Source organism: Marinobacter sp. L-80 (assembly GCF_056859395.1).
Genome location: NZ_JBSXOI010000049.1, coordinates 146,641 through 166,348, shown reverse-complemented (window position 1 = coordinate 166,348; position 19,708 = coordinate 146,641). Strand labels below are relative to the sequence as shown.

At 57.4% G+C, this 19,708-nt stretch carries 19 protein-coding genes; 8 read left to right on the top strand and 11 right to left on the bottom strand.

Features of this window, described 5'->3' with window-relative positions; translation table 11 throughout:
• Positions 1–299 precede the first annotated feature (299 nt).
• From AC13E3_RS05770 to AC13E3_RS05760, 3 genes are all read right to left on the bottom strand, one after another.
• Complete coding sequence (locus tag AC13E3_RS05770) at positions 300–1,664, bottom strand: HDOD domain-containing protein (RefSeq protein WP_288367738.1); 1,365 nt, start codon at positions 1,662–1,664, stop codon at positions 300–302.
• 151 nt (positions 1,665–1,815) lie between these two features.
• A complete protein-coding gene (gene recG / locus AC13E3_RS05765; RefSeq protein WP_053114225.1) occupies positions 1,816–3,891 on the bottom strand; it encodes an ATP-dependent DNA helicase RecG in 2,076 nt (691 codons plus the stop codon).
• Between the two features lie 8 nt (positions 3,892–3,899).
• Positions 3,900–4,859: a hydrogen peroxide-inducible genes activator gene (locus AC13E3_RS05760; protein WP_053114223.1), complete on the bottom strand. Its 960-nt coding sequence runs from the start codon at positions 4,857–4,859 to the stop codon at positions 3,900–3,902.
• Between the two features lie 76 nt (positions 4,860–4,935).
• Between AC13E3_RS05760 and AC13E3_RS05755 the strand changes: the two genes are divergently transcribed.
• Positions 4,936–5,802, top strand: coding sequence for an NAD-dependent epimerase/dehydratase family protein (locus tag AC13E3_RS05755; protein ID WP_014575901.1), 867 nt, complete (start codon positions 4,936–4,938; stop codon positions 5,800–5,802).
• A gap of 61 nt (positions 5,803–5,863) precedes the next feature.
• On the opposite strand, the gene AC13E3_RS05750 is transcribed toward AC13E3_RS05755, so the two are convergent.
• The 4 genes from AC13E3_RS05750 to gmk form a co-directional block, all read right to left on the bottom strand.
• A complete protein-coding gene (locus AC13E3_RS05750; protein ID WP_008169589.1) occupies positions 5,864–6,250 on the bottom strand; it encodes a RidA family protein in 387 nt (128 codons plus the stop codon).
• Between the two features lie 78 nt (positions 6,251–6,328).
• On the bottom strand, positions 6,329–8,470 hold the full coding sequence (locus tag AC13E3_RS05745; protein WP_053114221.1) for a RelA/SpoT family protein: 2,142 nt from the start codon (positions 8,468–8,470) through the stop codon (positions 6,329–6,331).
• 173 nt (positions 8,471–8,643) lie between these two features.
• Positions 8,644–8,856 (bottom strand): DNA-directed RNA polymerase subunit omega, encoded by a 213-nt coding sequence (gene rpoZ / locus AC13E3_RS05740; RefSeq protein WP_008169593.1) that lies wholly within the window; start codon positions 8,854–8,856, stop codon positions 8,644–8,646.
• Positions 8,857–8,942: 86 nt separating this feature from the next.
• On the bottom strand, positions 8,943–9,575 hold the full coding sequence (gmk, locus tag AC13E3_RS05735; RefSeq protein WP_008169596.1) for a guanylate kinase: 633 nt from the start codon (positions 9,573–9,575) through the stop codon (positions 8,943–8,945).
• Positions 9,576–9,723: 148 nt separating this feature from the next.
• Between gmk and AC13E3_RS05730 the strand changes: the two genes are divergently transcribed.
• Positions 9,724–10,545 carry an RluA family pseudouridine synthase gene (locus tag AC13E3_RS05730; protein WP_008169597.1) on the top strand — a complete coding sequence of 274 codons (822 nt, stop codon included), beginning with the start codon at positions 9,724–9,726 and terminating at the stop codon, positions 10,543–10,545.
• Between the two features lie 21 nt (positions 10,546–10,566).
• Here AC13E3_RS05730 and AC13E3_RS05725 read toward each other — a convergent pair whose 3' ends face one another.
• The gene (locus AC13E3_RS05725) at positions 10,567–11,433 is read right to left on the bottom strand and encodes a YicC/YloC family endoribonuclease (protein ID WP_053114218.1); all 867 of its coding nucleotides are present in this window, start codon (positions 11,431–11,433) and stop codon (positions 10,567–10,569) included.
• Between the two features lie 168 nt (positions 11,434–11,601).
• On the opposite strand from AC13E3_RS05725, the gene rph reads away from it, so the two are divergent.
• Positions 11,602–12,318 carry a ribonuclease PH gene (gene rph / locus AC13E3_RS05720; protein ID WP_092033172.1) on the top strand — a complete coding sequence of 239 codons (717 nt, stop codon included), beginning with the start codon at positions 11,602–11,604 and terminating at the stop codon, positions 12,316–12,318.
• Between the two features lie 136 nt (positions 12,319–12,454).
• Here the strand turns inward: rph and AC13E3_RS05715 are convergent, their stop codons facing one another.
• Positions 12,455–13,261 carry an exodeoxyribonuclease III gene (locus tag AC13E3_RS05715; RefSeq protein ID WP_008174210.1) on the bottom strand — a complete coding sequence of 269 codons (807 nt, stop codon included), beginning with the start codon at positions 13,259–13,261 and terminating at the stop codon, positions 12,455–12,457.
• A gap of 81 nt (positions 13,262–13,342) precedes the next feature.
• Between AC13E3_RS05715 and pyrE the strand changes: the two genes are divergently transcribed.
• Both pyrE and AC13E3_RS05705 read left to right on the top strand, forming a co-directional pair.
• Positions 13,343–13,981, top strand: coding sequence for an orotate phosphoribosyltransferase (pyrE, locus tag AC13E3_RS05710; RefSeq protein WP_008174208.1), 639 nt, complete (start codon positions 13,343–13,345; stop codon positions 13,979–13,981).
• Between the two features lie 3 nt (positions 13,982–13,984).
• Entirely contained in the window at positions 13,985–14,638 is a 654-nt protein-coding gene (locus AC13E3_RS05705) for a DUF4124 domain-containing protein (RefSeq protein WP_092033167.1), read from the top strand.
• A 97-nt stretch (positions 14,639–14,735) separates the two neighbouring features.
• Here the strand turns inward: AC13E3_RS05705 and AC13E3_RS05700 are convergent, their stop codons facing one another.
• Positions 14,736–15,158 carry a hypothetical protein gene (locus tag AC13E3_RS05700; protein ID WP_014575893.1) on the bottom strand — a complete coding sequence of 141 codons (423 nt, stop codon included), beginning with the start codon at positions 15,156–15,158 and terminating at the stop codon, positions 14,736–14,738.
• A gap of 279 nt (positions 15,159–15,437) precedes the next feature.
• Between AC13E3_RS05700 and AC13E3_RS05695 the strand changes: the two genes are divergently transcribed.
• Positions 15,438–15,917 carry a fibronectin type III domain-containing protein gene (locus AC13E3_RS05695; RefSeq protein ID WP_227507713.1) on the top strand — a complete coding sequence of 160 codons (480 nt, stop codon included), beginning with the start codon at positions 15,438–15,440 and terminating at the stop codon, positions 15,915–15,917.
• Positions 15,918–15,924: 7 nt separating this feature from the next.
• Here the strand turns inward: AC13E3_RS05695 and AC13E3_RS05690 are convergent, their stop codons facing one another.
• Positions 15,925–16,263, bottom strand: coding sequence for a DUF2782 domain-containing protein (locus AC13E3_RS05690; RefSeq protein ID WP_008174197.1), 339 nt, complete (start codon positions 16,261–16,263; stop codon positions 15,925–15,927).
• 87 nt (positions 16,264–16,350) lie between these two features.
• Between AC13E3_RS05690 and polA the strand changes: the two genes are divergently transcribed.
• Together polA and AC13E3_RS05680 are read left to right on the top strand one after the other, a co-directional pair.
• Positions 16,351–19,083, top strand: coding sequence for a DNA polymerase I (polA, locus tag AC13E3_RS05685; protein WP_273044008.1), 2,733 nt, complete (start codon positions 16,351–16,353; stop codon positions 19,081–19,083).
• A 233-nt stretch (positions 19,084–19,316) separates the two neighbouring features.
• Entirely contained in the window at positions 19,317–19,691 is a 375-nt protein-coding gene (locus AC13E3_RS05680) for a hypothetical protein (protein ID WP_008174194.1), read from the top strand.
• The last annotated feature ends 17 nt before the right edge of the window (positions 19,692–19,708 follow it).

The window sequence follows — 19,708 nt, the reverse complement described above, 5'->3', positions numbered from 1 at the left end:
TATTTTTGTAACATTTTGTAACTATTCGGTCGACAAAAAGAATAATTTAGCTCATCAAATCAAAAGGTTCTGACGCGGTGAAAAACTGACACGACGATCATTCCTTCCAGGTTACAACTGTTGACTTTTCTTTTTTCCATCAGGGTCTAAATTATAAGCAAGGGGGCACCGACCATCTGCGGCAGGTGCCACCTAACGTTGTTTTCTCCTGATAAGTTTGGACGACTCTGCAATAAAGCGGGTGAGCTTGCCGGCCTCTGAGCCGGCTTTTTTTGAATCAAAATATGGGGATGTAGACCTTACTGGCTCATCATACCGGCCATTGCCATAACGCTATCTTTATTGTGAACCAGTTCATCGAACTGTTCCTCAACCTGCCCTCGATCAAGACCCAACTCATCGAAGACTGCCTGATCAACCTCTTCACCGGCGCCGAGAGCTACACCTCGTGCCGTTAGCAACTGCCGGCCGAGCCAGAGCAAACGGGCGTAAACGCTGTTCGATCCACTGTAGAAGCGATTCTTTTGATAACGGATTGCCAGTGTGACCTCGTCGGGCATGCCCCAGTTTTCCATGAGCTGGGCTGCAATCTGCTCTCGGGTAATGCCAAGTAAATAGTGTTCAGTAACGGAGGAATCAATATCAGGATTCACTTCCAGCGAACGGCATACCAGCTTGAAATGTGGCGGAAACACTTGCGCCAGAACCAGGTGGCCAAAGTTGTGGAGAAGGCCTCCCAGATAGGCAAGACCAAAGACAGGACGCTCTCCGCGGGGCATCATGCTGGCCAAAATACCGGCGGACTGGGCTTGCCAGATAGCCTGCTGCCAGTAATCCACATAACCTTCGGGATGATCCTGAGGCTGTTTTAATGCCCGCCCCAACGAAAGGCCCATGGCCAGGTTCATGACAAGGTCGAATCCGAGAACTCGGGACACCGCATCATGCACTGATTTTACCTGGCCGGCGGCGGCATAGAACGAAGACGACGCCCAACTGACCACCTGCGCTGCCAAGCTTGGATCGCTCTCGACGATATCAACGAGGTCCCCCATCACAGCATTCGGATTTACTCGTAAATGGATGATTCTCTGCGCGGTTTCAGGCAGTGGTGGTAGCTCAAGCGTATCTTCAAGTCTCTGCTGTATTCTTAAACCGGTGAATTTTTTGATGGCCGAATGGAATTGATCCCGATCTCTGTCGTGGTCATCATAATTAACCGAAATGGATTCCAGGGCGACTGCAAGAGAGTGTCGATCGGCGTTGGCTGTCAGAGCCTGGAAGTCCTCTGCAGGCATGACCATCGCGAGATTCTGTTCGCCAAGCTCCAACGCAACCGCAGAAAGTTGATCCACACGCTCATCAACAAGCGTTGGCCAGCCGGTCAATGAAGGCAGTGCTGGAAGCGCTTTAAGGCCAGCCCGCTCTCTCACCCGCACTTGCTCGCGGCGCTTCATCAGACTCAGATCACGCCCGAGTTCCTTGTTCATCTGTTCTAAATCAATCAGATCGTCCTTGCGACAAATCACCTGAAGGTTACCTTGCTCATCAGTCAGCAAGACCATGCGTAACAGTTCTTTTCGGCTGGCGGTGCTGACATCCCTCAAGGATACACCCGCTGCGGTCTCACCCAGAGCCTGCTGAACTGCGACAGGTAATTCCATAAATTTCTCCCGAATATTGCTGTTTCCCGCCGGATAACCCGAACCCGAAAATCATACTAAACCCAGTATAGGGCAAAGAAATGACTCTGACGTTGACTGAACTCTATTTCCAGAGCGTTTTCATACGCTTTCAGTGAATAAACGGACGCCTTTACACATCGCCGTAACGGGTTCTCTCACCGAGCCATCGTCGCACCAGAGCGCGGACAGTCTCCGGATGAACCATCAATCCCGGCGCCATTTTCCGAACTGGCTCAATCCAGCCCTTGTCGCGTTCGAAGTCCGCCAGACGAAACTGCATCATACCGGTCTGCCGGGTACCCAATACTTCGCCCGGCCCCCGAATCTCCAGGTCTTTCTCGGCAATAAAGAAGCCATCCTGGCTGTCCCTGAGCGCCTGCAGCCGGGCCTTGCCATTGGCGGACAAAGGCGGGTGGTACATCAGGACACAGAAACTTGCCTGCTCGCCCCGGCCAACACGACCACGGAGTTGATGCAACTGGGCCAGCCCCAGGCGTTCCGGGTTTTCAATGATGATCAGCGACGCGTTGGGGACGTCCACCCCAACCTCAATCACCGTGGTCGCGACCAGCAGGTCCAGCTCGCCAACTTTGAACTGCTCCATCACCGCCGCCTTTTCCTGAGCCTTTAGCCGGCCATGCACCAGCCCCACTTTCAGGTCCGGCAATCGCTCGGCAAGCTCCTGGGCAGTCACCTCCGCGGCTTGACACTGCAGAGCCTCGGACTCCTCGATCAGAGTGCACACCCAATAGGCCTGTCGACCTTCCCTGCAGGCGCCCCGAACCCGTTCAATCACATCTTCCCTGCGGCTGTCGGGAATCACGATGGTTTCGATCGGCTTCCGTCCTGGAGGCAGTTCATCAATCACCGAGGTATCGAGATCGGCATAGGCGCTCATGGCAAGCGTACGGGGAATGGGTGTTGCGGTCATGATCAACTGGTGAGGTGCCAGTGAGCCACCGACACCCTTTTCCCGCAAGGCCAGCCTCTGGTGTACGCCGAAACGATGCTGTTCATCGACGATGACCAGGGCAAGACGATGGAACCTGACGTCGTCCTGAAACAGGGCATGGGTGCCGATCACCACGGCGGCATCCCCTGACTGGACCGCTTCCAGCGTTTCCGTCCGGGTCTTTCCTTTTACCTTCCCGGATAGCCACGCGAGACGGATGCCCAGAGGCTCCAGCCATGCCCGGAAATTCTGAAAATGCTGTTCGGCAAGGATTTCGGTGGGCGCCATCAGGGCTACTTGTGCACCGGCGCCAATAGCCTGCAACGCCGCCAATGCCGCGACAACGGTCTTGCCCGAGCCAACATCGCCCTGAACAAGCCGGAGCATCGGCAGTGGCTGGCTCAGGTCCTGACGGATGTCGGCCAGCACATGGCGCTGGGCACCGGTGAGTGCAAAGGGCAGGGAACCGAGGAAACGCTCGGGCAAATCCCCCGTGGGCAGGAGCGGGAGCGCTTCACGGGCCTGAATCTGTTCACGCACCTGGAGCAAGCTCAGCTGATGGGCCAGCAGTTCTTCCATCACCAGGCGCTGTTGCGCCGGATGGCGCCCTTCCATAAGCAGGTTGACCGGCGCGCTGGCTGGCGGGGAATGCACCAGCTGGACAGCTTCGGTGATTCCAGGCAGCTGATACTCGGCCAGCAGGTTTCCGGGCAACCAGTCACGGATCGGGAACCGGTCAAGATAGCCCAGAGCCTGCTGGCAGAGCGAGCGAACGCGTGGCTGCTGGATGCCCTCTGTCAGCGGGTAAACCGGGGTCAGGGTCGCATCACCTTCCGCCGGCATGGGCGGCGGATTGGTCTGGTACTCCGGGTGGTAGAACTCATAACCTGCGCGCCCGGGCCGGACTTCGCCAAAGCAGCGAACCCTGGCGCCCTCGCTAAACTGGTTTTTCTGGGCCGCGTTGAAATGAAAAAAGCGCATCACCAGAAACCCGCTGTTATCCCGGAGGGTTACTTGCAAACTGCGTCTGCGACCCATGATCAGGTCCGCTTTCATAACCTCCCCTTCCACCACGGCCACGTCACCGATGCGAAGACTTCCCATGGGTATTACCCGGGTTCTGTCTTCGTATCGGTGAGGCAGGTGAAACAGCAGGTCCTGCAGGGAGATAATACCCAGCTTGGCGAGCTTTTCTGCCAGGGCGTTTCCTACGCCCTTGAGCTGGGTGACCGGTATGTCATCCAGTGACGTCATAGTCAGGCTCAGGCGCTTTCGGCCACAACCGGTGTGTCTGTTTTCGCCTTTTCGATTACCCGGCACTGGCTGGCAGCCAGGGAAAGCACATCAATAGCCTTGGGCCGCGGGAACGTGACCCGCCAGGCCAGAGCCACCGTGCGGAACGGCACCGGGGGCGCAAACGGTCGAACGGCCAGAATGTCCTCGTGGTACTGCATGGCGGTGGCGGCCGAGAGCGGTAACACCGTAATACCCAGGCCGGAAGCGACCATATGGCGAATGGTTTCCAGAGAACTGCCTTCGGTCACCAGCGCCGGTGAGCCGTTGTTTGCCCGGTGGGTTACGGCTTCTACCAGGGGTGGGCAGGATTCCAGAACCTGATCCCGGAAACAGTGTCCGGGCCCGAGTAATAGCAATTGCTCCTTGGCCAGCTCGTCGGCAGTCAACTGCTCCTTGCTGGCCAGCGGATGTCCCGCGGGCAGCAACACTACGAACGGTTCGTCGTAGAGCGGCAGGGTAACTACTTCCGGCTCCTCGAACGGCAGGGCAATAATAATGGCATCCAGCTCAGACTGCCGGAGTTTCTGCCTCAGGTTGGCGGTATAGTTCTCTTCGATATAAAGCGGCATTTCCGGGGCCGCACGCCTCAATTCGGGGAGCAGGTGTGGGAACAGATAGGGACCGATGGTGTAGATCGCACCGACCTTCAGAGGCGAATTGAGCTGGTTCTTGCCATCCTGAGCCATGTCTTTGATCAGGCCGACCTGATCGAGCACCCGCTGGGCCTGCTCGATAATGCGCAGACCGGTTTCGGTCACGCGGATGCTGCTTTTGCTTCGCTCGAATAGAGGGATACCGAGCTCGTCTTCCAGCTTTTTCACAGCAACACTGAGCGTTGGCTGGCTGACATGGCAACGCTCTGCAGCCCGGCCAAAATGCCTTTCGCGGGCCAGCGTAACGACGTATCGTAACTCGGTGAGAGTCATGGTGAGCTCCGGTCAGATAGATGCGGGTCGAAGTTTCACGAATTTATGAGGTAAAGCATAAGGATTGAAATTGTCTATGGCAATCACTGAAAGTCGTAAGACGCCCCGAATTCTCGTTGCCGGTTGCGGCAAACTCGGTGGCGCCATTGCCAGCCGGCTGACAACCTCGGCCACCGTGTTTGGCCTGCGGCGAAATCCCGGGCTTGTTCCCGAGGGCGTTCACGGCATTGGCGCCGATCTGACCAGGCCTGAGACCCTGGCCCGCAAACTTCCTGCTGATCTCGATATCATCCTCTATTGCCTGACGCCCTCCAGCTACGACCAGCAGGGCTATCGCGATGCCTATGTGACTGGCCTGGAAAATTTGTTGGCGGCCGTCGGCAGTCAGTCTCTGAAGCACCTTTTCTTTGTGAGCAGCAGCAGTGTCTATTCACAGGATGACGACAGCTGGGTAGATGAATCCAGCCCCACAGAACCGGCCCGGTTCAGCGGCGAGCAGGTCCTGGCCGGTGAACAGACCGCATTGGAAAGCGGCCATCCGGCGACAATCATTCGATACAGCGGCATTTACGGGCCTTCACGGCGGCGTTTTCTCGAGGAGGTCCAGGAGGGGCGCATGAATCCGGCGAAGCCAGCACCGTTCAGTAACCGGATTCATGAGGAGGATGCAGCGGAGGCCGCTGCCCACCTTGTGAAGCTGGCACTTTCGGGAGCGTCACTGGAGACCTGCTACCTTGCCAGCGATTGCGAGCCGGTAAGACTTGATGAGGTAGTAGATTGGGTGCGGCAGCAAACGCCCTGCGCCGATCCGCAGCCTGATGCCCGGAAAGGTGGCCGGGCCGGGAGCAAACGCTGCAGCAACAAGCGACTGCTGGGCACCGGCTTCCAGTTCCGCTACCCGGATTTCCGTGCCGGCTACCGCGCCATGATTGACCAGGGATGAGCCTTCGGCATTAAAAAAGGCGGCCAAGGCCGCCTTTTCTCAATTCAGGTGTTCTCAGGTCTTAGCTGAGCACCATCACCGCTTCCATTTCAATGGGCACTCCCTTGGGTAGCGCCGCGACACCTACCGCCGCTCGGGCCGGATACGGTTCCTGGAAATAGGTGGCCATGATCTCGTTGACCGTGGCGAAATTGGCGAGGTCCGTCATGTAGATGTTCAGTTTCACAATGTCTTTCAGCTCGCCACCGGCGGCCTCGCAAACGGCCTTGAGGTTATCGAATACCTGCCGGGTCTTGGCAGAGAAATCGCCGGCGACCACTTCCATGGTTTCCGGCACCAGCGGAATCTGGCCAGACAGGTACACGGTATCCCCGGCCTTTACCGCCTGGGAGTATGTGCCGATCGCCTGGGGCGCATTCTCGGTCTGAATTACGGATTTGTTGGTCATGACCCTTGGTTTCCTCTCTTCCAAAACGCCAATCCTCGCCCTTGCGTGGCGCGCCTGTCAACCGGGCTTTGGTCGGGGTCAGTGCCGCACACGGCTGATGTGGGTAATCGCACGAATGTTGCGGATCCGGCGCATCACCCGGGCCAGGTGCCGGCGACCATTAACGTGTACCACGAGACTGACAACGCCAAAGCGGGCGTTCTGCTCTTCCACGTTAATGCGCTCGATGTTGCCGTCCGCCATGGCAACCGCATTGGCCATCTCGGCAATCACACCGCGTTGGCGCTCCAGCTCTACCCGGAGCTCCACGGAAAATTCGTCGGTAATGTCCTTGGCCCATTTAAGATGTGTGAGGCGAGCCCGCCCCTCATCGTCCTCGGGCAACCGGGAGCAGGTATCGGAATGAATCACCATACCTTTGCCGGAATCCATCACCCCAACCACCGGGTCTCCCGGAATCGGCTTGCAACAGCTGGCGAACCGAACCAGAAGGCCTTCCGTGCCCCGAATGGTCACCGGGCTATGATTGCCACCCTCGATATCCCTGGGAGCCTCAATGGCTTCGGCAACCTCCGAGCCGCTCGCGAGCTGACGAGCCACCAGATAGGCCATCCGGTTGCCGAGCCCGATGTCACTGATCAGATCATCAAAGCTGTTCACCTGATTGTGGTTCACCACGGCTTGCTTCTGGGCGTCGCTGATTTCGGACAGTTTCGCACCAAACCCCTTCAGGGATTTCTTCAGCAGGGTGCGACCGAGCTCCAGCGATTCCGCGCGCTTCTGGCTCTTGAGCACGTGGCGGATGCTGCTCCGGGCCTTGCCGGTCACCACGAAACTGAGCCAGGCCGGGTTGGGGCGGGCGCCGGGCGCGGTGATGATTTCCACGGTCTGGCCACTCTGCAGAGGCTGGCTGAGGGAACCCAGGTTGCGGTTGATTCGACAGGCTACCGTGGCGTTGCCGATGTCCGTGTGGATGGCATAGGCAAAGTCTACTGGCGTTGCCCCGCTTGGCAACTCCATGATGCGGCCTTTCGGGGTGAAAACGTATATCTCGTCCGGGAACAGGTCTACCTTTACATGCTCGATAAACTCCATGGAGTCATCGGCCCGTTCCCGCATTTCCATCAGCCCCTTCACCCAGCGGTCGACCCGGGCCTGGTTGGCGCTGGTCACGCTGCTGGGTTCATTCTTATACATCCAGTGCGCCGCAATCCCGTTATTGGCGATATGCTCCATCTCCTCGGTACGGATCTGGATCTCGATGTTCACGTGCATCCCGAACAGAGTGGTGTGGATGGACTGGTAGCCATTGGCCTTGGGCATGGCTATGTAGTCCTTGAAGCGGCCCGGGAGGGGTTTGTAGAGGCTGTGTACGGCACCAAGGATCCGGTAGCAGTCGTCTTCGGTATCGGTGATGATCCGGAACGCGTAAACGTCCATGATTTCATGGAAGGATTTCTGCTTGAACTTCATCTTGTTGTAGATGCTGTTCAAGTGCTTTTCCCGGCCCAGAATCCGCCCCGGCAGGCCGCGCTCTTCAAGCTTCTCCTGCAATTTGCCACGAATATCCTCGATGATTTCGCGGTGGCTGCCCCTGAGCTTGTCCACCGCTTTTGAAATGTATCTCGAACGCATCGGATACAGCGAGGTAAACCCCAGATCCTCGAGCTCGGTGCAGATCGAGTGCATACCCAGGCGGTTCGCGATGGGGGCGTAGATATCGAGGGTCTCGGTGGCAATGCGCTGGCGCTTCTCATAGGGCATGGGGCCCAGGGTGCGCATATTGTGAAGGCGGTCCGCCAGCTTCACCAGAATGACCCGAATATCTCTGGCCATGGCCAGAGTCATCTTCTGGAAGTTTTCAGCCTGGGCTTCCGCCCGGGACCGGAATTCGATCTGGGTAAGCTTGCTGACGCCATCCACCAGTTCCGCAACATCGTCGCCGAACTGCTCCGCCAGGGCATCCTTGGGAATGCCGGTGTCTTCGATCACATCGTGAAGCATCGCCGCCATCAGGCTCTGATGATCCAGACGGAGATCGGCGAGAATATGGGCGACAGCCAGGGGGTGAGTAATGTACCGGTCGCCGCTCTTACGCATCTGGCCCTCATGGGCCTGCTCGGCATAATAATAGGCGCGTCGCACCTGATTGATGCGAGTGGTATCCAGATAGGAACTTAGCTCTCGAGCCAGTCCTTCAACCGTAGCCTCTGCCGACACCGCGCCTCCACGACTTCATGAAATTCAGGGACAAAAAAACCCGAATGCACGCATCCGGGTCCTTCCAGAGTCCTTCCAGCAACGTTCTATAGCTACACTATAAAACCGCGGGGACAGATTTCAATGCTTCTCGCTTGCGGACAGATACTTATATACCTGGCTCCGCAGCTGGGTCACTCGTCGTCTTCTTCCTTGAGGAGATCACGAGTAATCTTGCCTTCGGCAATCTCGCGCAGAGCGATAACCGTGGGCTTATCATTTTCTTCAGCCACCATCGGCTCGGCACCCTTGGTAGCGAGCTGACGGGCACGCTTGGTTGCCAGCATTACCAGCTGGAAGCGGTTATCAACGTTTTCCAGACAATCTTCAACGGTAACTCGTGCCATAACTTCCCCGACTCATAAAATGACTGTTTCAGCAGACCGCACAGTTTACTGTGGCCGGTTCAATTTGTATACAGGAAAACCCCGTATCACGCCGGGCCGGACAATCCCGCCAGCAACGCTCGATGCCTTGGCTGCTGCACTTCCATGCGAAGGCGCTGGGCCCGGACAATCGCGAGCAGATCTCCGAGGGCCGCTTCGAAGTCGTCATTGACCACCAGAAAGTCGAACTCCACTGCGTGACGGCACTCTTCCTCAGCCTCGGCCAGGCGCCGCTCCACTATCTCCGGCGCATCGGTGCCACGCCCGACCAGTCGGTCGCGCAGCACTTCCGGCGACGGCGGCACGATGAAAATACTGACACACTCGGGAATAAGCCGTCGCACCTGAGCGGCACCCTGCCAGTCGATCTCCAGGATCACATCCTGGCCTGTTGCCAGAGTTTCCCGAACCCATGCCTGGGAAGTGCCGTAGTAATTGCCGAAGACATCGGCGTGCTCCAGAAAGTCGCCCTCGCCAATCATCGCCTCGAACACGGTCCGGCTGACAAAGTGATAGTTCACCCCGTTCTGTTCGCCCTCCCGCATCGAGCGGGTCGTGTGCGAGACGGAAACACCGAGCTTCTCGTCATTGCGGAGCATTTCCGCCACAAGGCTGGTCTTGCCGGCACCGGATGGCGCGGAGATAACGTACAGAGTACCCTGCTCAACTGCCTGACTCATAACCCGAGAACTCCAAACCTGGACACGGCGGCCGCGTATTCCGGCCAGTAAAGCACGGAATTATACGGACTTTGGCAAAACACCGCACCCCACAAGGGCGTCAGCTGATACCATTTGCCTATCCACTGTTCAGCGACTGCAAGAACCCATGCGAACCACCATCGACATCACCGTGAAGCAGCCAGGCAAAGCCATCGACGCCCTGAGCGAGGCGGCCCCCGGGCTTTCGCGTCAGAAAATCAAGGACGCCATGACCAAAGGCGCCTGCTGGTGGACTCACAAAGGCAAACGCCTTCGGCTACGCCGTGCCACAAAGGAGCTGAAACCGGGTATCCGACTACAGCTTTACTACGACGAGAAGGTGCTTGAGAGGAAACCGGAAAAGCCGATTCTCCTGGAGAATGCGGGGCGCTACACCGTCTGGTTCAAACCTCATGGGCTACTGGCCCAGGGCTCCCAGTGGGGCGACCACTGCAGTTTGCTTCGCCTGGCCGAAATCCAGCTTGAGCAACCATGCCATCTGATCCACAGGCTCGACGCCGACGCTGCCGGGCTGATGCTGATCGCCCATGACTCGAAAGCGGCCGGCGCCCTTTCCCAGTGTTTTTCGGGGCGGACCATGACCAAACACTACAAGGCGCGAGTGGCCGGCCTCATCGACGCTCGGGAGCAGCTCGTTGATGCGCCCGTCGAGGGCAAGGCGGCCGTCAGCCGTGTCTCAACGCTCGAGCTGGACGAAACCGGGGAAACTTCACTGTTGGAAATCAGTATCGAAACCGGACGAAAACACCAGATTCGCCGGCATCTGGCGGGCCTCGGCCATCCGATCATCGGTGATCGCCTTTACGGGCGACCGGCCGGCGTACCCTTGCAGCTCCTCGCCTTTTACCTGGAATTCGACTGCCCCCTGAACAAGCGCAAGATGACGTTCGAACTGTCGGCGGAACTGAGCGACCTCACACTGAATTGACCACCGGCGTAGAGATCCGGCTTATTCCAGATTCTGCACCTGCTCTCGCATCTGCTCGATCAGAACCTTGAGATCCACTGCAGTACGGGTAACGCCGGCATCAATGCTCTTGCTGCTCAGGGTGTTGGCCTCTCGATTGAGCTCCTGCATGAGAAAATCCAGCCGCCGACCAATGGCATCTTCGCTTTTCAGAGTATCGGACACCTCACCGATATGGGCATCCAGCCGGTCCAGCTCCTCGGCCACATCGCTTTTCTGAGCCAGCATCACCATCTCTTGGGCAACCCGCTCGGCATCCAGTTCCACTTTGGCTTTTTCGAACCGATCTCGCAGCGCTTTCTCCTGCGCCTCAAGCAATTCCGGCATACGCCTACGGACGTCGGCAACGAGGTCACCCATGGTTTTCAGGCGATCTTCGAACAGTGGCCGCAGGCGCTCCCCCTCCCGCTCGCGAACCGATGCAAGTTCGGCCACGGTTTGCTCGAACAGTCCGACGGCAGCCTCTTTCGCAGGGCTGTAATCCTGTTCCGGCACTGACAGCACGCCCGGCCACCTGAGTATGTCCAGGGCATTGATGTGGGCCGGATTATCCAGAATCCGGTTGATATGGTTGGCCGCCTCATTCACCGCCTGGGCCATGTCTTCGCTGATCTCGAAACTTTGCGAGCCTTTCTCTGCCGACTGCAAGCGCATGGAGACATCCACCTTGCCCCGCTTCAACTGCTTTCTCAGTTCCTCCCGGAACCGGTTCTCCAGCTCCCGGAACGCTTCCGGCAGGCGGAAGGAGGGTTCGAGATACCGGTGATTCACAGTCCGGATTTCACAGGTCAACGTTCCCCAGTCTCCCTGGACGTCCTTGCGGGCAAATGCAGTCATACTTCGGATCATGTCAGCTCCGCTTCGATAGTGTTGTATCGATGAAGTTTAACAGGCTCTTAACAGCAACGGCGAACCGGACAAAAGGCCAACCCCAACGTGATATACTGACCGGCCTTTTCGACAAACGTTCGCCCGGGACTCGCTCCCGGACATTCAAAACTGACTTCAGGAAAAACTATGCGTCCAAGCGGCAGAACGCCCGAACAACCCAGAGATGTTCGAATCACCCGCAACTACACCCGTCACGCCGAAGGCTCTGTGCTGGTGGAATTCGGGGACACAAAAGTCATCTGCACTGCCTCCGTCGAAAACAAGGTCCCTCCGTTTCTGAGGGGTGAAGGCAAGGGCTGGATCACCGCCGAATACGGCATGCTGCCCCGCTCTACCGGCAGCCGAATGGGCCGTGAAGCTGCCCGCGGCAAGCAGGGTGGCCGGACCGTCGAAATCCAGCGCCTGATTGGCCGCTCCCTGCGTGCAGCGGTGGATCTGACCGCTCTCGGTGAACACTCCATCACCATTGACTGCGATGTCATCCAGGCCGATGGCGGCACCCGCACCGCAGCCATCACCGGCGGCTGCGTGGCACTGGTTGATGCCCTGAACCACCTGGTTGCTGACAAGCGCCTCAAGAAATCTCCGCTCAAGCAGATGGTCGCCGCGCTTTCAGTCGGTGTTTACAAAGGCACCCCGGTGGTGGATCTGGACTACCCGGAAGACTCCGAGGCCGAAACCGACATGAACGTCATCATGACGGACCGGGGCGGTTTCATTGAGATTCAGGGGACTGCGGAAGGTGCACCGTTCGACCAGTCAGAACTGGACAGCATGCTGACTCTGGCCAAACAGGGTATTGAGCAGTTGTTTGAGATTCAGAAGGCGGCGCTGGCAGATTAAGTTTGTTGCCCGCGTGTCCGGAGGGGGAAACCTTTCCCAGACTGTTGAGGGCCATGGATGGCCCGATTCAAGCGCACAGGGAAGTGCTTGTAGCGTGTCTGGGGAAGCGTTGCCGCGCAGGCGCCTTCCTCAGAGCTTAGAAGCCGATTTCGATGTCGTAATCCATGATCACCGGGGCGTGATCAGAGAAGCGGGTTGAGTCGTCAATCCAGCCATCTTCGATGGTCTTGCGGATTCCTGGTGTCAGCAGCTGGTAATCCACCCGGATGCCGGCATTCTTGCGGGAACCCTCGGCCTGCTCGGGCCACCAGGTGAACTGGTTGCTCTGCTTGTTGATCTCCCGGAAGCCGTCAACGCAGCCCATCTCATCGAACAGACGATCCAACCAGGCACGCTCGTGGGGCAAGAAACCAGAGAAATCCAGTTTGTGGTACAGCGGGCTGGCGTCGGTTACGTGATGAGCAGTCTGCAGGTTGGCGCAGAAGATGAACTGACGGCGCTTACGAAGGGTCTTTTGCATGTGCAGACCGAAGGACTCCATGAATTCGTCCTTGTGGTCGAGAACCGTCAGGTCGTCCTCGCCAATCAGCTCGTCCTCACGACCCAGCGCACAGGGCGCCAGGACGCAGGCAACCGAGACCTTGTCAAAATCGGCCTGAATGAACCGGCCTTCCCGATCGGCCTGTTCGTTGGCAAATCCATACATGATGGCCTTCGGGAAATGACGGGTGTATATGCCGACACCGCCATCTTCATTCTTTTCGCCATCAATAAAGTAGGCCTCGTAACCTTCCGGAATCAGGTTATAGTCCTCAATCTCGTAGGCCCGCATGCGATGGTCCTGGACGCAGACCACGTCAGCGTCCTGCTCCGCCAGCCAGTCGAAAAAACCTTTTTCAACAGCCTGGGCGAGGCCATTGACGCTGATTGATACTACCCGCATACGTATTCCCTGATTCGGTTTGTGTGTATGATACCGTTTTTACGAGCTAATTAAAGATCAACACCCGCCAGAAGCCTTGTCATGCACGACTATCAGCAAAAATTTATCGAATTTGCCATCCGCCGGAATGTACTACGTTTTGGTGAGTTCACGCTCAAGTCGGGCCGAACCAGCCCCTACTTCTTCAATGCTGGACTTTTCAATACCGGGGACGACCTGCTTCAGTTAAGCAAGGCCTATGCCGCCGCGATCGCGCGCAGCGGCCTGGATTATGACATTATTTTCGGCCCTGCCTATAAGGGCATTCCGTTGGCCACCGTCACAGCAATGGCGCTGGCTACAGACGGTAACAGCAAACCCTTTGCGTTTAATCGTAAGGAAAAGAAAGATCATGGTGAGGGCGGCAACATTGTTGGCGCACCGTTGCAGGGCAAAGTACTGATTGTCGATGATGTAATCACCGCCGGTACCGCGATCCGGGAATCCATCGATATCATCCGGGCCGCCGGGGCTGAACCTGCAGGCGTGCTGATTGCTCTGGATCGCCAGGAAAAAGGCAATGGCGAACTGTCTGCCATCCAGGAAGTGGAAAAGGAATTCGGTATTCCGGTGGTGAGCATTATTCGTCTCGAGCAGGTTCTGGACTATCTTAAAGCCAACCCGGAGTTTGCCGGGCATGCCGAAAAGGTAGCCAGTTATCGGGATCGTTACGGAGTCTGATTGATGGCCAATCGTCTGACCGCACTGTCTGTTAAAACAACGGCGCTGGCGCTTGCCCTGGGGTTTTCTGCCCAGGCGGCTGCCAATATGTACCGTTACACGGATGAGAACGGCCAGATCGTAATCAGCAGCACCATCCCCCAGGAAGCCACCAAGCGGGGCTATGACATCCTGAGCAACAATGGCCGCGTGATCGAAACCATTCCACCGGCACCAACCGAAGAAGAAATTGCTGCCCGGGAAGCGGAAAAACAGCGCCAGAAGGAACTCGCAGAACAGCGCGAGCAAGACCGCGCGCTGCTGAAACGCTTCAGCCATCCGGATCAGGCCGCGAAAGCCATGCACCGGAAAATCCGCGAGCTAGAGGGTCTTATCCAGCTCAAGCGCGGCAATATATCGGTGATATCGAGCCAGCTGGATAACGAACAGAGTCGGGCCGCCAACATGGAGCGGGCCGGTCGCGAGATTCCCGAGGGCACGCTGGAGAAGATCCGGCGGCTGGAGGCCCAGATTCGCGACATTGAGCGGGAAATTGCCTCACAGACCCAGGAAATCGACGAACTACGAAAGGCTTTTGAGGACGACATCGAACGCCTGGAAGAAGTTACCGGCGAGGCACGAACTCTGCCACTGGATCACACCAAGACCGACAACTGATTCTGCACTGAAATTTCCGAGACCAAAAAAAAAGCCACCGGTGTTAGCCGGTGGCTTTTTCATTTCACTCACCTACCGATGAGGTGCTATCCACAATTCAGGCGGATGCAGTGCTCTTCTTGGCAGTGGAAGTGGTCTTGCGCGCAGTGGTCTTGCGTGCAGCCGTCTTCTTCGGCTCAACCGTTTTTTTCGCATCCTTCGCAGCGTCAGACACATCTTCCGCGGCTTCTGCAACTGCATCAGCGCCTTCGGCTGCTTCTTTTTCCAGCTTGGCGACCAGGTCACCAGCAAAGCTGCCAAAACGGCTGTTCAGGTTGCGCAGCTGATCGAACAGGCTATCGCTGTAGCCGTTGTAACGCTTGCGCAGGGTCTTCACGCTGTACTCGCGCGCTTCAGACTCGAGCTTCTCGGCGTAATCGAACGGCTTGGAAGCCAGCTTCTTCTGCTGCTCTTCAGCGGCGTTGATACCCTTGTCCACGATTTCCTGGAGCTGTTCCTGATAAGACTTGAGTTTACCCATGATAAATCCCCTTGGTTTCCTGAAAGTTCCAAGGCCCTGTCGAAACCAGTGCAACGAAGGCCTTACTTCAATCTCACCACCCAAGTTACGCCTTAAAATTAGAATGTTCATACTAAAAGCAGGAAGTGAACGAATAAGGGCTTTTACGGATTATTCACTTGATCCTGAAAACCCGGCTGGCATAATGCCGTGCTTTCACAGAAGCCCGTCTCCCCGTTTTATTCAGGCTCCATACGCTTAATCACCAAAGGCCTCGATCAGGCCCGTATGCGAGTAACCATGACCACCAGCAAAACCCGACAACCGCATTTCTTCATATTTCTTTTACCAGTGATTGCCGCCTCTTTCCTCCTTGCTGCCTGCCAGGAAGATTCCCGCGCCGTCAGCACCAGCTCTGACAGGGCCAGTGAAATCGCAAATTCGCGGCTGAACAAGGCGACCGACGGGCTCATGACCACACTTGGGCAGACTCGGGAAACCGGATATACAGCCACTGAGCCGAAGGAGTTGACATGGACAGCTCCACTGACCCGTGAGGACGGCTCGTCACTGGCACTTGGAGAGATTGCGGAATTCAGGGTCTACTATCGGTTCAGACACCAGGACAACTTCAAGGTTATCCACATTGAGAGTCCTGCAACCACAAGACTCTCTCTGGCGGAGATGGCGCCAGGCGCTTACGAGTTCGCCATCACCACCGTGGATATTCAGGGGTTGGAGAGCCGGCGCTCAACTCCGGTCAACGTCGATCTGATCTGACTGAGGTTTACCAGCGGAAAATCACCCAGCTAGGCACCAACATGTCGGACTCGGTTTCCCGGATCCAACCGCCGCCATCCGCCGGCACCAGGTAATACTCCGGTCCGACTTCCGGTACAACCTTGATTTCCATCAGCTGTCCGTTGACCCGGTATTCATAGAACACTTCCTGCTCACCCGGGCGAATAACAATCTCGGGGCCCTGGCTTGCAGGCTGGTAATCCGAGATCACCACTGGCTCGTCGGGAGTTGTCACCGGCGTCTCATCCAGAGCGCCTTCTTCCTGGGCCAGAGCAGCCAAAGGCAGACAGGCGAGCAACAAAGCCGGGCAGGCGATTCGTTTCATTTTCGTGATACCCTTTCGTCCATCGATTTCAGTACAGAGTTGCATAAGCCAACCCACGCTTCAATCAGATTCCGGACCTGTTTTGACATGACCAGCAAAAACACACCACCTGTGGTTCTTGTGGACGGATCGTCCTATCTTTTCCGTGCTTATCATGCACTTCCACCGCTCACCACAAGCAAGGATCATCCGACAGGAGCCATTAAAGGCGTGATCAGCATGCTCCGCCGCCTGGAGCAGGATTTTCCCGGGTCCAAGATGGTGGTGGTGTTCGACGCCAAGGGCAAAACCTTCCGGCACGATCTCTATGAAGAGTACAAGGCCAACCGACCTCCCATGCCGGAGGATCTCGCCTGCCAGATCGAGCCTATTCACGAGATCGTAAAGGCCATGGGGCTGCCGCTGCTAACGGTGACAGGCGTTGAGGCCGACGACGTGATCGGCACCCTTGCCAACGAAGCAACCAGCAAAGGCATCGATGTGGTGGTCTCCACCGGCGACAAGGACATGGCGCAGCTGGTCAGCGATCACGTTACGCTGATTAACACCATGACCGAGACCCGGATGGACCGGGACGGCGTGGTGGAGAAATTCGGCGTTACTCCGGAGCAGATTGTCGATTACCTGGCCCTGGTGGGCGATAAGGTGGACAACATCCCCGGCGTCAACAAGTGCGGACCGAAGACCGCGGTCAAATGGCTTCAGAGCTACGACAACCTGGACAACGTCATCGAACACGCCGACGATATCAAAGGCAAGATCGGTGAATACCTGCGGGACGCAACGGAGACCCTGCCCCTGAGCCGTGAACTGGCGACCATCCGCACCGACGTGGAACTGGATTTTGGCCTGGAAGACCTGAAACTCCGGGAGCAGGACGACCAGCAATTGCTTGAGCTGTTCAGGGAGTATGAATTCCGAAGCTGGATCGCCGAACTCGAAGAGGACGAAAGTTCCTCTTCCAGCAATGCCAGAGCCGGCGATGAAAACCCCAAACCGGAAACCGGCGAAAAAGACTACAGCATCATCACCGACCAGAAAGAACTGGATCAGTGGATGGAGCGCCTTGGGGCGGCGGAGCTGTTTGCCTTCGACACAGAGACCACCAGCCTTCGCTACATGGACGCCGAAATCGTCGGTGTCTCCTTTGCCGTAAAGCCGGGCGAAGCCGCCTATGTCCCGCTGGGGCACGACTATATGGGCGCGCCCCAGCAGCTGGACCGTGATCAGGTGCTGGACCAGCTTAAACCACTGCTGGAGAACCCCGACGTGGCAAAGGTCGGCCAGAATCTGAAGTACGACAAAAACGTACTGGCCAACCACGGCATTACCCTGGAGGGCATTGCCGAAGACACCATGCTGGAATCCTACGTTCTGAACTCTGTGGCCACGCGGCACGATATGGACAGCCTCGCCATGTACTACCTCGGCGAGAAGACCACCAGCTTTGAGTCCATTGCGGGGAAAGGCGCGAAACAGCTCACTTTCAACCAGATTGACCTTGAAAAAGCGGCGCCCTACGCCGCCGAAGATGCGGACATTACCCTGCGCCTGCACCAGACCCTGCGACCGAAGCTGAAAGAGACCGGAAAACTGGCCGCTGTGTACGAAGATATCGATTTACCCCTGGTGCCGGTACTGTCGCGAATGGAGCAGCGTGGCACCCTCATCAGCGCGAGTACTCTGCGCCAGCACAGCCAGGAACTGGCGGAGCGCATGGCGGAGCTGGAAAAAGAGGCCCATGAAGTGGCCGGGGAAACCTTCAACCTGGGCTCTACCAAGCAGCTGCAGGCGATCTTCTACGACAAGATGGGGCTGCCGGTCATCAAGAAAACCCCAAAGGGCGCGCCGTCAACAGCGGAGCCGGTGCTTCAGGAACTCGCCCACGAACACGAACTGCCGCGTCTGATTCTTGAGCACCGAAGCCTGAGCAAGCTGAAGTCGACCTACACCGACACGCTGCCGGAGCTGATTCACCATCGTACCGGCCGGGTACACACGTCCTACCATCAGGCTGTCACTGCTACCGGTCGACTGTCCTCGTCGGAACCCAACCTGCAGAATATCCCCATCAGGAGCGAACAGGGACGCCGTATACGGCAGGCCTTTATTGCGCCCGAGGGATACAAGCTCGTCGCTGCCGACTACTCTCAGATCGAGCTTCGGATCATGGCCCATCTCTCGGGAGACAAAGGACTGCTCAAAGCGTTTGAGAAGGGCGAAGACATTCACAAGGCAACGGCATCGGAAGTATTCGGGGTCAGCCTTGACGATGTGTCCTCAGACCAGCGTCGGAGCGCCAAGGCCATCAACTTCGGCCTGATCTACGGCATGTCCGCCTTTGGCCTTTCCCGGCAACTGGACGTTGAGCGCAAACTCGCCCAGGAATACATCGATCGTTATTTCGAACGCTATCCCGGCGTTCTTAAATACATGGACAACATCCGCAAACAGGCCCATGACGACGGTTTCGTGGAGACGCTCTTCGGCCGCCGCCTGTACCTGCCAGAGATAAACGCCCGCAACAAACAGCTGCAACAGGCTGCGGAGCGAACCGCTATCAACGCCCCGATGCAGGGTACTGCCGCGGATATCATCAAGCGGGCCATGGTGGATGTGGAGAACTGGCTGCTCAAAGAGCACGCCGATGAAGCTCGCATGACCATGCAGGTGCACGATGAACTGATTCTTGAGGTCAAAGAATCGGCACTCGACAAGATCCGATCAGGACTTGAGAAGCGCATGTCGGCAGCGGCCGAGCTGGATGTTCCCTTGCTGGTGGAAGCCGGCGTCGGCGACAACTGGGACGAAGCACACTGACACTCCCCAAAACAGGGCATGGACGCCCTTGCACGCACCGAAAACGCTCATACTTGCAAGCACTGAACCTGCCCTCAGCTTTCGCGGCTTGCCGCCAGGCCGCGGAGGTGCCAAGGCCGGCCGATTCTATCGCCTTTACGGCACGATATTCGCTACGATTCCAGAGTCGGCGCCGCCCCATCAGACACTCCGGGCTGCGCCATGTTGTGACACCCATCTCCGAGGCTCATACCATGACTTCTCTGGCATCTGAACGTAGCTGGCTGCTGGACCCCAGCGTGCTGAAACTGGTTCACCAGTGCCGCCGCCTGATTCACACGGAATTCGGCGTCAAACTGCACCTCACGGAAGAGCATCTGGAACAACAACTGGCCGATTACGCGCGGAAAACCCGCTCCAGTCAGCTGACTCGTGTTTGGGAGACCCTCAAAGAACGGGTTCCGCAGCTCAATATTGAGCCCGAGGAAGAAGATGACGGCCTCAAGCGTAACTACAGAGGCCAGGTCATTGCCGATGCTCCGCCCGCATCAGCGGAACAGGACGAGGAGGGACAGATCGACCCGCCACGGAAGAAAAAAGTCATCTACCGTGGCCAGGTGGTTGGCTGACCGGCCTTCAGCCGGCC

Bases quoted from the DNA above. Each gene is read 5' to 3' on its own strand.
- AC13E3_RS05770 (WP_288367738.1), bottom strand. From the start codon at position 1,664: ATGGAATTACCTGTCGCAGTTCAGCAGGCTCTGGGTGAGACCGCAGCG.
- recG (WP_053114225.1), bottom strand. From the start codon at position 3,891: ATGACGTCACTGGATGACATACCGGTCACCCAGCTCAAGGGCGTAGGA.
- AC13E3_RS05760 (WP_053114223.1), bottom strand. From the start codon at position 4,859: ATGACTCTCACCGAGTTACGATACGTCGTTACGCTGGCCCGCGAAAGG.
- AC13E3_RS05755 (WP_014575901.1), top strand. From the start codon at position 4,936: ATGGCAATCACTGAAAGTCGTAAGACGCCCCGAATTCTCGTTGCCGGT.
- AC13E3_RS05750 (WP_008169589.1), bottom strand. From the start codon at position 6,250: ATGACCAACAAATCCGTAATTCAGACCGAGAATGCGCCCCAGGCGATC.
- rpoZ (WP_008169593.1), bottom strand. From the start codon at position 8,856: ATGGCACGAGTTACCGTTGAAGATTGTCTGGAAAACGTTGATAACCGC.
- gmk (WP_008169596.1), bottom strand. From the start codon at position 9,575: ATGAGTCAGGCAGTTGAGCAGGGTACTCTGTACGTTATCTCCGCGCCA.
- AC13E3_RS05730 (WP_008169597.1), top strand. From the start codon at position 9,724: ATGCGAACCACCATCGACATCACCGTGAAGCAGCCAGGCAAAGCCATC.
- AC13E3_RS05725 (WP_053114218.1), bottom strand. From the start codon at position 11,433: ATGATCCGAAGTATGACTGCATTTGCCCGCAAGGACGTCCAGGGAGAC.
- rph (WP_092033172.1), top strand. From the start codon at position 11,602: ATGCGTCCAAGCGGCAGAACGCCCGAACAACCCAGAGATGTTCGAATC.
- AC13E3_RS05715 (WP_008174210.1), bottom strand. From the start codon at position 13,261: ATGCGGGTAGTATCAATCAGCGTCAATGGCCTCGCCCAGGCTGTTGAA.
- pyrE (WP_008174208.1), top strand. From the start codon at position 13,343: ATGCACGACTATCAGCAAAAATTTATCGAATTTGCCATCCGCCGGAAT.
- AC13E3_RS05705 (WP_092033167.1), top strand. From the start codon at position 13,985: ATGGCCAATCGTCTGACCGCACTGTCTGTTAAAACAACGGCGCTGGCG.
- AC13E3_RS05700 (WP_014575893.1), bottom strand. From the start codon at position 15,158: ATGGGTAAACTCAAGTCTTATCAGGAACAGCTCCAGGAAATCGTGGAC.
- AC13E3_RS05695 (WP_227507713.1), top strand. From the start codon at position 15,438: ATGACCACCAGCAAAACCCGACAACCGCATTTCTTCATATTTCTTTTA.
- AC13E3_RS05690 (WP_008174197.1), bottom strand. From the start codon at position 16,263: ATGAAACGAATCGCCTGCCCGGCTTTGTTGCTCGCCTGTCTGCCTTTG.
- polA (WP_273044008.1), top strand. From the start codon at position 16,351: ATGACCAGCAAAAACACACCACCTGTGGTTCTTGTGGACGGATCGTCC.
- AC13E3_RS05680 (WP_008174194.1), top strand. From the start codon at position 19,317: ATGACTTCTCTGGCATCTGAACGTAGCTGGCTGCTGGACCCCAGCGTG.